Here is a 12,121-nt window from a genome sequence, read left to right as displayed (position 1 = left end):
TCATTCCTCCAGCACCCAGGTGTCCTTCGTGCCGCCGCCCTGGCTGCTGTTGACGACCAGCGACCCTTCGGTCAGCGCCACGCGGCACAGGCCGCCGGGGACGGTGCGCATATCCTTGCCGCACACGACATAGGGCCGCAGGTCGACGTGGCGCGGCGCCACGCCCGTCTCGACATAAGTGGGCACGGTGGACAGGGCCAGCGTCGGTTGTGCGATATACGCAGCCGGACGCGCCCGCACCTGTTCCTTGAAGGCGTCCACCTGCGCGCGCGTGCAGGCCGGGCCCACCAGCATGCCGTAGCCGCCGGCGCCATGCACTTCCTTCACCACCAGTTCGTGCATATTGGCCAGCACATACGACAGTTCGTCCGGCCGCGCGCAGCGCCAGGTCGGCACGTTCTGCAGAATGGGCTCCTCGCCCAGGTAGAAGCGGATCATGTCGGGCACGTACAGGTACGTCGACTTGTCGTCCGCGACGCCGGTGCCGATGGCGTTCGCCAGCGTAATGCGGCCGGCGCGGTAGACCGACAGCAGTCCCGGCACGCCCAGCGCCGAATCGCCGCGGAACGACAACGGATCGAGGAAATCGTCGTCCACGCGCCGATAGATCACATCCACGCGCCGCGGCCCGCGCGTGGTCCGCATGAATACCGTGTTGTGGTCGACGAACAGATCCTGCCCTTCCACCAGCTCGACACCCATCTGCTGCGCCAGGAAGGCATGCTCGAAATAGGCCGAGTTGTACATGCCGGGCGTCAACACCACCACCGTTGGATCGTCGATGCTGCGCGGCGCGACTTCGCGCAGGTTGTCCAGCAGCAGGTCAGGGTAGTGCGCCACCGGCGCCACTTTCAGTCGACTGAAAGCGTCCGGCAGCAGGCGCATCGACATCTTGCGGTTTTCCAGCATGTAGGACACGCCGGAGGGCACGCGCAGATTGTCCTCCAGCACATAGAACTCCCCGGCGCCGGCGCGCACGACGTCGATGCCCGCGATATGGCAATAGATGTTCTCCGCCACGTCGATGTCCTGCATCTCCGGCCGGTATTGCGAGTTCAGGAAAACCTGTTCGGCCGGCACTATCCCGGCCCGCACGATGTCATGCCCGTGATAGATGTCATGCAGGAACATATTCAGCGCGCGCACGCGCTGCTTCAGGCCAGCGTCCAGCAGCCGCCATTCCTGTGCCGGAATCACGCGCGGAATCAGGTCGAAGGGGATCAGCCGTTCCGTGCCGGCCTTGTCGCCCACCACGGAAAACGTGATCCCCACGCGGCGGAAATTCAGGTCCGCCTCCAGCCGCCGCGCCGCCATGCCTTCTTCGGTCTGTTCGGCGAGCCACTGCTGGAGCGCTTGGTAATGCGGACGCACCCGCCCCGCGCTATCGTGCATTTCGTCGTAGGCGGCGATGCGGCCGGACGGTTGGTCCATCTTTGTGCTCCTCCGGTAGGGGCCGGTGCTTGCCGGGGCCCCACGGGCCTATGTCGCGCCCGCAATTCATCAAGAAGCAACAGCTATGCCAAGTATGGAACAGCTGGACGATGGAATCGCCCGGACGGTGCCCAGCCATGCACCGGGCTTGCGCCGCCGCGTCCGCGACCCACCATGGTGCGCACCATTCGATGCGCACCGCACCACGATTGTGCGCCGCCGCCGCGCGGCACGATAGACCGATCGAATATGCGCCCGGCCGGACGGTTTCCGTTTTTCTTTCGCCTTGAGCTAGGGCGCCTTGGGCACCCAGCCCTCCGGCGTCAGCACGGCGTCCAGCCTTACATCGTGCGGCGCGGGAATATGGGTACCGTCCAGCCGCCCGCAAGACCATGCGATGCCGATCGTCGTGACGGCGTGTCCGCCATTCTTCAGGGCTGCGAGCGTACGATCGTAATAGCCCCCGCCGTAGCCCACGCGGTCGGCCGTTTCCGTGTATCCCAAGGTCGGCACCAGGATGAGCCCGGGCGTCACCGCCTCTTCCGTCGCTGGCTCCTGGATGCCATACGCCCCCTCGCGCATCGGCGCCCCCGGCATCCACGGACGGAACTCGAGCGGTTGCTGCGGGCCGCGCACGGCCGGCAGCGCCACTGTAATGCCCGCTTCCGCCCACTGCCGCAGCAGGGGCCGCAGGTCCGGCTCCTCCGGCAGTGGCCAATACGCCGCGATCACCGACAGCACCGGCCGGCCCGCGCGCTGTTGTGCGTCACGCGCCATCCCGACCCACGTGAACAGGCGGCCACGCATGAGCAACCCCCCGCGTTGCCGCTGGTCCTCGTTCAACGCCGCCCGGGCCTGCCGCAATCGCGCGCGCAGCGGTACTGCGTTATCCTTCAGCGTATTTTTCGTTGTCATGTGGTCCAAGTCGTAAGGGGGAACTGATGCGTAGGGGGGAATCGGGACGTTATCAGAAATTGCCCGGCACGGACGGATCGCGCCTGCTGTGGCGTTGCGTGCCCGTGCTCGCCCTGTTGACGTCGGCCTGCGCACCCGTCGACGCGCAGCAGCGCGCGGCGCAGACACAGGATCCGCCGGCCGCCAGCGCCACGGTTTCGCAACCCGCCGGCGCGCCCGCCCCGGCCGCCGCCATCGCGGCTGATCCGCCGGAATTCCGCCCGCCGGACGAACCGGCCATCCCTGTCTCCCAGCCGCCGTCCATCGCCCGGCAAGCCGTGCTGAGCGCCCGCCAGGCCATGATGCGCAAGCAGTGGTCGGCCCTGGCGGTCACCGTCCCGCAGGCCCAGGACGACGTCCTGGGGATGTATCCCGAATACTGGCTGCTGCGCTACCAGGTCTGGAATTCCCCGCGCGCGCAGTGGCCCGTGGCGCAGATGCAGCGTTTCATCGAGCACAATAGCGACGCCTACCTGGCGGACAAGCTGCGTGCCGACTGGCTGCTCTCGGCCGCGCGGTCCGGCGATTCCGATACGGTCCTGCGGCTGGCGCCCGTCAAGAACGGCAATGCGCAGACCGACTGCGCGGTGCTCGAGGCGCGCCACCTGTCCGGCAGGAAGGTCACTGCCGCCGAAGCCAAGCGCGCCTTCGCACCGGGCGCCTGGTGCTGGTCGCTGTACGACCAGCTCGTCGCCGACCACGTGCTGGGCTGGAAGGATCTGCAGCCCGAATTGCGCGACGCCATCGAAGACAACAAGCTGACCGATGCGCGCAGGTATGCCGGCTATCTGTTCGCGCCCGCGCAACAGAAGGCCTTCGATAGCCTGATCCAGGACCCCATGAAATGGCTGGTCAGGCAGCCGCGTCCGCCCCGCACGCAGGCCGAAACCGAGTTGGCCACCATCGCCCTGGCACGCCTGGCGCGCAAGGACCTGGATGTGGGCGACGCCTATGTGCGGCGCGAATGGGCCGGCAGCCTGCCGCGGCAGGATATGGCCTGGGTCCGCGCGCAATTCGCGCTCGTTGCCGTCCTGAATCTGGACCCGCGCGCGCACGACTGGTACGTGGAAGCGGGCCACATCCGCCTGACGCAGTACAACGAGGAATGGAAAGTCCGCGCCGCGCTGCGGCAGGCGCGCATCGACTGGAAATGGGTGATCGCGTCCATCGACGCCATGTCCGCCGAGGCGCGCGAAGAGCCGGCCTGGATCTACTGGCGCGCGCGCGGGTTCGCCGCCTCCGGCCAGCACGAGCGGGCGCAGCACGAGTATGAGCGCATCGCCGGCAAGTTCAACTTCTACGGTCAGTTGGCGGCCGAGGAACTGGGACGCCCGATCACGCTGCCGCCGCGCGCCACGCCGGTGACCGCCCAGGAACTGGCGCGGGCGCGCGCCAACACGGGCCTGCAGCGCGCGATCGCCTTGTTCCGCCTGGGCTGGCGTGGCGACGCGGTGCCGGAATGGAATTTCGCGCTGCGCGGCATGGACGACCGCCAGTTGCTGGCCGCGGCCGAAATGGCGCGCCGGGAGAATATCTACGACCGGGTGGTGAACACCTCCGATCGCACCGAAAAGCAATTCGACTTCACCCAGCGCTATATCGCGCCCTTCGAGGGCCGCGTCACCGCCAAGGCGAACCAGATCGCCCTGGATCCCGCCTGGGTCTACGGCCTGATCCGCCAGGAATCCCGTTTCATCATGGACGCGCGTTCCTCGGTCGGCGCGTCGGGCCTGATGCAACTTATGCCCGCCACGGCCAAATGGGTCGCGGGCAAGATCGGGCTGTCCAACTTCACGCCGGCGCAGGTCAACGATTTCGATACCAATACCCTGCTGGGCACGTCCTATCTCAGCATGGTCCTGCAGGACCTGGGCGGATCGCAGGTGCTGGCCAGCGCGGGCTACAACGCCGGACCGCGCCGGCCCGTCCGCTGGCGCGCGGCCTTGACCCATCCCGTGGAAGGCGCCATCTTCGCCGAGACCATTCCTTTCACGGAAACACGGATCTACGTCAAGAACGTGATGGCCAACGCCACCTACTACGCCGCGCTGTTCTCCGGGCAGCCGCAATCCCTCAAGCAGCGGCTGGGCCGGATCTCGCCCGAGCCCGCGGAGCGCGTGGACTTGCCGTGAGCGATCCGGCCATACAGGGCTTGCGAGCCTATATCGTGGGCGGCGCCGTGCGCGACGAGCTGCTCGGCCTGCCCGCGGGCGACCGCGACTGGGTCGTCGTGGGCGCCACGCCGGAACTGATGTCCAGCCGCGGCTTTCTGCCCGTGGGCGGGGATTTCCCCGTGTTCCTGCATCCGCAGACGCGGGAGGAGTACGCGCTGGCGCGCACCGAGCGGAAATCGGGCCGGGGCTACAAGGGCTTTACCTTCCACACCGGCAGCGATGTCAGCCTGGAAGACGACCTGAAGCGGCGCGACCTGACCATCAACGCCATTGCCCGCGACACCGACGGTACGCTCATCGATCCCCTGGGCGGCGTGCGAGACCTGCGCGCGCGCGTGCTGCGCCACGCCGGCGAGGCCTTCGTGGAGGACCCCGTACGCATCCTGCGCCTGGCGCGCTTCGCCGCCCGTTTTGCGGACTTCACCGTCGCGCCGGAAACGCTGGCGCTGTGCCGCGCGATGGTGGCCGACGGCGAGGTCGACGCGCTGGTCCCCGAGCGCGTGTGGAAGGAGCTGTCGCGCGGCCTCATGGCCGACACGCCGTCGCGCATGCTGCAGGTGCTCGCGCAGGCCGACGCGTTGCCGCGCATTTTGCCGGGCCTGGTCGCGGATCCGGACATCGCCGTGGACCTGGATCGCGGCGCGCGCGCGGCCCTGTCCTTGCCTTGCCGCTATGCGCTGATGTGCCGCAAGACGCCGCAGCGCGACGAACTCTCCGCACGCCTGCGCGTGCCTGCCGACTGCGCCGACTATGCGCGCCTGCTGCCCTCGATGCTGGATGCCCTGGCGCGGCTGGATCGGGCATCCGGCGGTGCCGACCGGGCGGCTGAGCGGTTGGCGCTGATGGAGCGCTGCGACGCCATGCGCAAGCCCGAGCGTTTCATGGACTTGCTGGCCGCTGCCCGGGTACGGCGTGCGCTGGACCTGGCGTCGTGGCAGGCTGCGGTGCGGGCGGTACGCGGGATAGACGCCGGGGCCATTGCGCGGCAATGCCAGGGCAAGCCGGAGCGCATCAAGCAGGCACTGCGGGAGGCGCGGCTGGCGGTCCTGCAGGAAGGCGAGGCTTCTTTCGGTCGAGACAGCCGCTAGCGCGAACAGGCGCCTAGAGCATGCCGCGCCGGTCGCCGCGCGTGAAACCCAGCAGCGGCGTGTCCAGTTCGCGGCCCACCGCCAGCACCTTGAACAATTCCCCCATTTCGGCTTCCGACAACAGCTTCTGCACCGGCGCGGCGGTACGGGCGTACCGCGCCACGTCGGTCGGATCCAGCGTCCCCATGCGCGCCATCAAGCCGGCATTCATCAGGAAGCGCGCCTGCGACGTGTAACCCAGGACATCCAGGCCGCCTTCGAGCGCGGCGTCCGCCATGGCGGTGAAGTCGACATGCGCGGTGATGTCCTGCAAACCCGGCGCCAGGAAGGGATCGGCGTGCGCGTGATGCCGCAGGTGGCACATCAGCGTGCCGTGGGCGCGCTGCGGGTGGTAATACTCGTGCCGCGGAAAGCCGTAATCGATCAGCAGGGCCGCGCCGCGTCGCAACCATTGCCCCATGCCGCGCACCCAGGCCTCGGCTTGCAGATTTACCTCGGACACATAGCCGGGCAGGGGCGGCATGCGCGCGCCCATGGCGCGCGACAAGGGCGCGGACGCCGCTCTGTCGGCCCACGAAAAGCCCGCATTCGCGTCCGCCACCACGCCGCGTTCCAGCAGGGTGCCGTCGTCGTCCCAGCGGAACAACTGCACGGGCATGGCGTCCAGCACCTCGTTGGCCAGCACGCAGCCCTCGAAGGCCGCCGGCAGCGCGTCCAGCCACGTCACCCGCCCTTCCAGCGGTGCCAGGCGTTGGCGCTGCCGCTGGCGCAGGTCGGCCGACACTTCGACGATGTAATACCGTGCCTCCAGGCCCTCGTCGTCCAGGGCGGCCATGACCTGTTCGGCCAGCGCACCGGTTCCCGCGCCGAATTCCAGGATGTCGCGCGTGCTGGTCTGCCGCAGCACCTGGGCGGCCTGTGCCGCCAGCGTTTGGCCGAACAGCGGCGTCAGCTCCGGGGCGGTGACGAAGTCCCCCTCGGGCGCTTCGAGCGCCGCGCCGCTGCTTTCCGCCAGCTTGGCGCTGCCCGCGGCGTAGTAGCCCAGGCCCGGCGCGTACAGCGCCTCTGCCATCCATTGATCGAAGGACAGCCAGCCGCCGGCCTGCGCGATGGCGCCGCGCAGGTATGCGGCCATGCGCCCGGCGTGCTCGCGGGCCGCGCTATCGAGGGAGGGAAAAGGCTCAGGCATGAAGCGGACGGGTGGAAGGGCGGACCGATATTGTTTCAGGAAATCGGTCCGCATGCCGGTTGGCTCGGCGCTCGCGCGGAGCGCGCCGCCGCAGCGCCTACCTTTGGATCGAATGCTTCTTTATGGAAAACGTGGTCCCGAATGCACTGCGAGCCGGTTGAACCGGCTCGCTACCTCAAGAGGCGCCGGCGCTTGCGCCCGGCGTGTGCACGAACGCCTTAGTCGCGGCGGCCCTCGTAGGCGGGCTTGAAGCTCTTGCCCGCGCCACTCATGCGCTTGTCGAAAGCCGGCTTGCCGGCCGGACGGGCATGGCCTTCGGACGGGCGGGCCGACGTACGGTCGGTACGCGCGCCGCCTTCGCGAGCCGCTTTTTCGGCCCGGATCGCACCTTCTGTGCGGCCGGGACGGAAGCCGCCCTCGGGGCGGTGCGGACGGTCGCCGTGACGGAAACCGCCTTCCGGACGCGGTGCGCGGTCCGCCGGGCGGAAGCTGCCTTCGGTACGCGCCGGACGGTCGCCGGTGAACTCGCGCTGCTGGGCGGCAGCGCCGTCGCGCAAGCGGTCCTCGAACGGACGTGCGCCGAACGCGGGGCGCGCATCGCGGCTATACGGCCGCTTGGCGCCGTAGCCCGGCTTGCCACCGAATCCGGGCTTGGCGCCGTAGCCCGGCTTGCTGCCGCGCTCGAAAGCGGGACGCGCCGTGCGCTTGGGTTCCAGTCCGGCGATGACTTGCGGCGTCAGCGTCTGGCCGATGAAATGCTCGATGCGGCGCACCTTGTGGCGTTCCGCGTGCGTGGCCAGCGTGAAGGCCAGGCCGTCACGCCCCGCGCGGCCGGTGCGGCCGATGCGGTGCACGTAGTCCTCGGCCTGCATCGGCAGGTCGAAGTTCACAGCATGGCTGATGCCCTGCACGTCGATACCGCGCGCCGCCACGTCGGTGGCCACCAGCACGCGCAGTTGGCCGCGTTGCAGCAGGCCCAGGGTGCGGGTGCGCTGGCGCTGGTTCATGTCGCCATGCAGCGCCGCCGCCGAGAAGCCCTGGTCGGTCAGGCGGTCGGCCAGGTCGTCCGCGCCGCGCTTGGTCGACGTGAAGACGATGGCCTGGTCCAGCTTCGCGTCGCGCAGCACGTGGTCGAGCAGCTGCATCTTGTGCGCGGCGTCGTCGGCGTACAGCAGGCTTTGCGTGATGTTCGCGTGTTGCTGCTTCTGGCCGGCGATCTCGATGCGCTGCGGATCACGCATCATCTTGGCGGCCAGCTTGGCCACCGTGCCGTCCAAAGTGGCGGAAAACAGCAGCGTCTGGCGTTCGGCGGGCAGGCGCCCGACGATGGTCTCGATGTCTTCGATGAAGCCCATGTCCAGCATGCGGTCGGCTTCGTCTAGCACCAGCGTGTGCACGGTGTTCAGTTTGACGCGGCCCGATTGCAGGTGGTCGATGAGGCGGCCGGGCGTGGCGACGACCACGTCGACGCGGCGCGAAAGCGCCTTCAACTGCGCACCATAGGGCATGCCGCCGACGACGGTCGCCGTGCGCAGGTCACGCAGGTTCTTGCCGTACAGGCGCGTGGCGTCGTTGACCTGCAGGGCCAGTTCGCGCGTCGGCGTAAGCACCAGCACCTGCACGCCGGTACCCTTGTTGGCCGGCATCTGGGCGATGCGGTTCAGCGCGGGCAGCATGAAGGCGGCCGTCTTGCCGCTGCCGGTCTGGGACGAGACCATCAGGTCCTGTCCGGCCAGGGCTTGCGGAATGGCGGCGGCTTGTACGGAGGTGGGGGTGCTGAAACCCGCTTCTTGGATGGCGGACAACAGCGTGGGCGTAAGACCCAGGGATTCGAAAGACATGACTTGCCCTTGCCGCGAAAAACGGCACGTGTGCGAGGTCGGGCCAAAAATGGAAGGGGCCGGATCCAGGCGATGGTTGATGGAGCATCGACGCCGACCGGATCAACCATGCGCGTGTCGCATCCCCGAAGGCGGGATGCTGGCGAAAGGAAAGGGGTCAGGAAGCGATGAAGACCGACATGGGCCGGGGCTTTGTTTTACCCGGCTGCGGCTGCGACAACACCGTGACTTACTTGGAGGCCGCCAGGGAACTGGCGGCGGACTAGCAATGCGGAAAATGCCGATCTTTTTTGTGCAGCGCGCAAATCATAACCTGAATTCGCCCTGTTGCGCCAGCTTTTTATCGGGCAAACCCCAATCGACAACGTTTTGCCCATGCGCAAGCAGCCAGTCGTTGGCCTGTCGGAAATGGCCGCAGCCCAGGAAGGGCACGGGCGGCCGGGACGCGGACAGCGGCGAAGGATGGTTGGCCATCAGCACGAGCGTCGTGTCGTTGTCCGGCAACAGGGTGCGTTTCGATTGCGCGTGGGCGCCCCACAACATGAAGACCTTGGGCTGGGGCTGGCGCGCGGCCAGTCCGATCAAGGCGTCGGTGACGACTTCCCATCCGCGCCGCGCGTGCGACGCCGGCTGGCCGTCCTCCACCGTAAGAGACGTATTCAGCAGCAGCACGCCCTGGCGCACCCAGGGGGTCAGGTCATTGCCGGCGGGGACGCCGAGCTCGGGGTACTCGGCGGCGATCTCCTTGAAGATATTGCGCAGGCTGGGCGGACGCTTGCAGTCGTCCGGCACCGAGAATGCCAGGCCCTGGGCCTGGCCCGGGCCATGGTAAGGGTCCTGGCCCAGGATGACGACGCGTACGTCCTGGGGCGCCAGCATCTCGAGCGCGCGGAAGGGCGCGTGGGGATAGACCGTGACGCCGGCACCGACCCGCTGGTCGACGTGGGCGCAGATGTCGGCCAGCGCGCGCGCGCAGGAAGGTTCGCGCAGGGCCGCCGACCAGGCTGGCGGCAGGCGGTTCGCGAGTTCGGCAAGCGGGGTGGACAGGCAATTGTTCGCGGGAAGCGCAAGAGGCATGGTTGACGGCATGGTGAATGGGACAGGCCTGCGCAAGACGGGGCGCACTGGCGGAGGGGCGGATCGGTGGCGCACCGTTTCAATGGCACGCCGCTTCAGTAGCACATCCCTTCAATAGCACACCACTTCGACCGCGCCGCCGGGGCGTCGGCGGTCGGCGAAATATTGCATCATGTCGCACTGGCTGATGTTGTCCGCCAGCTTGCGCACCGCGAGCAGGTTGGTGTCGGTGTAGTTGCAGCCGATCCAGTAGCCTGCCTCGCCCGGCTGGAAGTGCCAGGACGACGCATAGCCGCGGGTGGAGCGCTTCTCGGTGTCCGGCGCCAGTGCCACCATGTTGGCCGGCTCGCCGGAAAAGAAGGTAATGGCCTGCAAGCGGTGGTCGGGCTCGCGCCGCGGATCCGGCATGACGGTCCAGCCGCTGGGGGTGTCGGTCGGCACCTGCCTGATCTGCAGGCTGCTGGGGCAGGGCGTGGTCACCGGGCGCGCGGCCAGGCAGGCCGGCGCGGCGAATGCCAGGCCGATGGCGGCGACCAGCCGCAGGGAATACATGGCCGATGGTCGAGTATGCATAGCGATTGCGCGGTCAGGAGTTCAATGGCGCGGCATGGCATTCATGGCGTCGAGCAACTGGTTGCGGTAGCGTTGCATCACGCCCTGGATGCGTGCCATGCGGGGCGCCCAGTCCGGCGGTTCCTGGCCCGGCGCGATGCGTGCCGGCGCCCATACCGCGTCGGGAAAATGCCGGTCGCCGCGCCAGCGGGGAATAACGTGCCAGTGCAGGTGGGGGACCATGTTGCCGAGCGAGGCAACGTTGATCTTGTCGGGGTGCAGGACTTCCCGTTGCACTTCCTCGATGCGCCAGACCGCCTCCATCATCAGTTCGCGGCCGTGGCGCGACAGGCTGGTCATTTCCGGCATATGGGAATTCCAGATCACACGGGTATAGCCCGGGTAATCGGGGTCTTCCACCTCGACCACGCGCAGGTGGGTGCCTTGCCAGAGCACGGCGCCGCCAGGCTGCTGGCAGAGCGGGCAATCGGGAAGCAGAGTCGTCATGGCGTTCGACAGCGGGATGCCGCCCGGCGCGGCGCTGAGATCATCGAGGACCATGATAGTAGGCCTATTTGGGGGTTCTTCGTAAGGGGCGATGGCCCAGGCGGGCGGCCGGGCCGGGGCCGCCGCGCGCCGGTGATATGCTTTTCCGGTTCCTTGGAGACCCTTCATGACGCAAGACGCAAGCGCCACCGGCGCGCCCCGGTTGACGTCGCTGTCGCACGGCGGCGGCTGCGGCTGCAAGATCGCCCCCGGCGTGCTGGCCGACCTGCTGGCGCGCTTCACGCCCGCGCAAGCCTTTCCCGGCCTGATGGTGGGCACCGAGACCGCGGACGACGCGGCGGTGTACCGGCTGAACGACGAACAGGCGCTGATCGCGACGACGGACTTCTTCATGCCCATCGTCGACGACCCCTACGATTTCGGCCGCATCGCGGCGACCAATGCGCTGTCGGATGTGTATGCGATGGGCGGGACACCGATCATGGCGCTGGCTATCGTCGGCATGCCGATCAATGTATTGCCGCGCGAAGTCATCGCGGAGATCCTGCGGGGCGGGCAGGATGTGTGCGCCCAGGCCGGCATTCCGGTGGCGGGCGGCCACACCATCGATTCCGTCGAACCTATCTACGGGCTGGCGGCCATGGGCCTGGTCCATCCGGACCGCGTCAAGCGCAACGCCGACGCGCGCGCGGGCGACGTCCTGATCCTGAGCAAGCCGCTGGGCGTGGGCATCCTGTCGGCCGCATTGAAGAAAGGCCAGCTGGATGCCGCCGGCTACGCGGCCATGATCGACAGCACGACGCGGCTGAATACCCCGGGGCCGGCGCTGGCGGCGCTGCCCGGCGTGCACGCCATCACTGACGTGACGGGCTTCGGCCTGCTGGGCCACGCCCTGGAAATGAGCCGCGGCGCGAAATTGCGCGCACGGCTGCGCTGGTCCGCGCTGCCCTGGCTGCCCCAGGTGCAGGCGCTGGCGCAGGCCGGCATGATCACAGGGGCTTCGGGCCGTAACTGGGCCTCTTATGGCGCAGCGGTGGCGCTGGGCGCGGCGGTGGATGAGGTCGCGCGGGCCATGCTGACCGATCCGCAGACCTCCGGCGGCCTGCTGGTGGCTTGCGATCGCGAGACGGCCGACGCCGCCTTGCAGGTTCTGGCCGTCCAGGGATTCACGCAGGCCGCCATCGTCGGCGAAATGTCGGCCGGGGAACCGGGCGTGGAAGTAGGCTGAGCGGGTCGAACGTCGGCCGGAAAGTCGTTGGAGCAGGCGGACCGGACCTGGCGAGCGTCGACCGGGCAGCCCGCGGTCGA

At 68.4% G+C, this 12,121-nt stretch carries 10 protein-coding genes; 3 read left to right on the top strand and 7 right to left on the bottom strand.

What is annotated here, in order from left to right; all coding sequences use genetic code 11:
* Both BAU07_RS24570 and BAU07_RS24565 read right to left on the bottom strand, forming a co-directional pair.
* Positions 1 to 1,431 (bottom strand): circularly permuted type 2 ATP-grasp protein, encoded by a 1,431-nt coding sequence (locus BAU07_RS24570; RefSeq protein ID WP_066663692.1) that lies wholly within the window; start codon positions 1,429 to 1,431, stop codon positions 1 to 3.
* A 291-nt stretch (positions 1,432 to 1,722) separates the two neighbouring features.
* A complete protein-coding gene (locus BAU07_RS24565) occupies positions 1,723 to 2,346 on the bottom strand; it encodes a 5-formyltetrahydrofolate cyclo-ligase (RefSeq protein ID WP_066663691.1) in 624 nt (207 codons plus the stop codon).
* 23 nt (positions 2,347 to 2,369) lie between these two features.
* Here BAU07_RS24565 and BAU07_RS24560 point away from each other — a divergent pair, with 23 nt between their 5' ends.
* Together BAU07_RS24560 and BAU07_RS24555 are read left to right on the top strand one after the other, a co-directional pair.
* Positions 2,370 to 4,517: a lytic transglycosylase domain-containing protein gene (locus BAU07_RS24560; RefSeq protein WP_066665707.1), complete on the top strand. Its 2,148-nt coding sequence runs from the start codon at positions 2,370 to 2,372 to the stop codon at positions 4,515 to 4,517.
* Positions 4,514 to 5,647 carry a tRNA nucleotidyltransferase/poly(A) polymerase-related protein gene (locus tag BAU07_RS24555; protein ID WP_066663689.1) on the top strand — a complete coding sequence of 378 codons (1,134 nt, stop codon included), beginning with the start codon at positions 4,514 to 4,516 and terminating at the stop codon, positions 5,645 to 5,647. Before BAU07_RS24560 ends, BAU07_RS24555 begins: the two co-directional genes overlap by 4 nt.
* 13 nt (positions 5,648 to 5,660) lie before the next feature.
* On the opposite strand, the gene BAU07_RS24550 is transcribed toward BAU07_RS24555, so the two are convergent.
* The 5 genes from BAU07_RS24550 to BAU07_RS24530 all read right to left on the bottom strand — a co-directional run bounded on the left by BAU07_RS24550 (position 5,661) and on the right by BAU07_RS24530 (position 10,813).
* Complete coding sequence (locus tag BAU07_RS24550; protein WP_066665706.1) at positions 5,661 to 6,836, bottom strand: class I SAM-dependent methyltransferase; 1,176 nt, start codon at positions 6,834 to 6,836, stop codon at positions 5,661 to 5,663.
* 218 nt (positions 6,837 to 7,054) lie between these two features.
* A complete protein-coding gene (locus BAU07_RS24545) occupies positions 7,055 to 8,677 on the bottom strand; it encodes a DEAD/DEAH box helicase (RefSeq protein ID WP_066663688.1) in 1,623 nt (540 codons plus the stop codon).
* Positions 8,678 to 8,983: 306 nt separating this feature from the next.
* Positions 8,984 to 9,754, bottom strand: coding sequence for a uracil-DNA glycosylase (locus BAU07_RS24540; protein WP_066663680.1), 771 nt, complete (start codon positions 9,752 to 9,754; stop codon positions 8,984 to 8,986).
* Positions 9,755 to 9,865: 111 nt separating this feature from the next.
* On the bottom strand, positions 9,866 to 10,327 hold the full coding sequence (locus tag BAU07_RS24535) for an STY0301 family protein (RefSeq protein ID WP_157122427.1): 462 nt from the start codon (positions 10,325 to 10,327) through the stop codon (positions 9,866 to 9,868).
* Between the two features lie 21 nt (positions 10,328 to 10,348).
* The gene (locus tag BAU07_RS24530; protein WP_066665705.1) at positions 10,349 to 10,813 is read right to left on the bottom strand and encodes an HIT family protein; all 465 of its coding nucleotides are present in this window, start codon (positions 10,811 to 10,813) and stop codon (positions 10,349 to 10,351) included.
* A gap of 166 nt (positions 10,814 to 10,979) precedes the next feature.
* Between BAU07_RS24530 and selD the strand changes: the two genes are divergently transcribed.
* Positions 10,980 to 12,041 carry a selenide, water dikinase SelD gene (gene selD, locus BAU07_RS24525; protein ID WP_066663675.1) on the top strand — a complete coding sequence of 354 codons (1,062 nt, stop codon included), beginning with the start codon at positions 10,980 to 10,982 and terminating at the stop codon, positions 12,039 to 12,041.
* Positions 12,042 to 12,121 lie beyond the last annotated feature (80 nt).

The sequence above is a fragment of the Bordetella flabilis genome (assembly GCF_001676725.1).
GTDB classification, from domain to species: Bacteria; Pseudomonadota; Gammaproteobacteria; order Burkholderiales; family Burkholderiaceae_B; genus Bordetella_C; species Bordetella_C flabilis.
Note: the sequence above shows the minus strand (reverse complement) of the source record. Positions and strands in the feature narration are given on the sequence as shown.

What these genes read in the sequence shown, in the direction of transcription:
- BAU07_RS24570 (WP_066663692.1), bottom strand. Translation starts at nt 1,431, where the DNA reads ATGGACCAACCGTCCGGCCGCATCGCCGCCTACGACGAAATGCACGAT.
- BAU07_RS24565 (WP_066663691.1), bottom strand. Translation starts at nt 2,346, where the DNA reads ATGACAACGAAAAATACGCTGAAGGATAACGCAGTACCGCTGCGCGCG.
- BAU07_RS24550 (WP_066665706.1), bottom strand. Translation starts at nt 6,836, where the DNA reads ATGCCTGAGCCTTTTCCCTCCCTCGATAGCGCGGCCCGCGAGCACGCC.
- BAU07_RS24545 (WP_066663688.1), bottom strand. Translation starts at nt 8,677, where the DNA reads ATGTCTTTCGAATCCCTGGGTCTTACGCCCACGCTGTTGTCCGCCATC.
- BAU07_RS24540 (WP_066663680.1), bottom strand. Translation starts at nt 9,754, where the DNA reads ATGCCTCTTGCGCTTCCCGCGAACAATTGCCTGTCCACCCCGCTTGCC.
- BAU07_RS24535 (WP_157122427.1), bottom strand. Translation starts at nt 10,327, where the DNA reads ATGCATACTCGACCATCGGCCATGTATTCCCTGCGGCTGGTCGCCGCC.
- BAU07_RS24530 (WP_066665705.1), bottom strand. Translation starts at nt 10,813, where the DNA reads ATGACGACTCTGCTTCCCGATTGCCCGCTCTGCCAGCAGCCTGGCGGC.
- selD (WP_066663675.1), top strand. Translation starts at nt 10,980, where the DNA reads ATGACGCAAGACGCAAGCGCCACCGGCGCGCCCCGGTTGACGTCGCTG.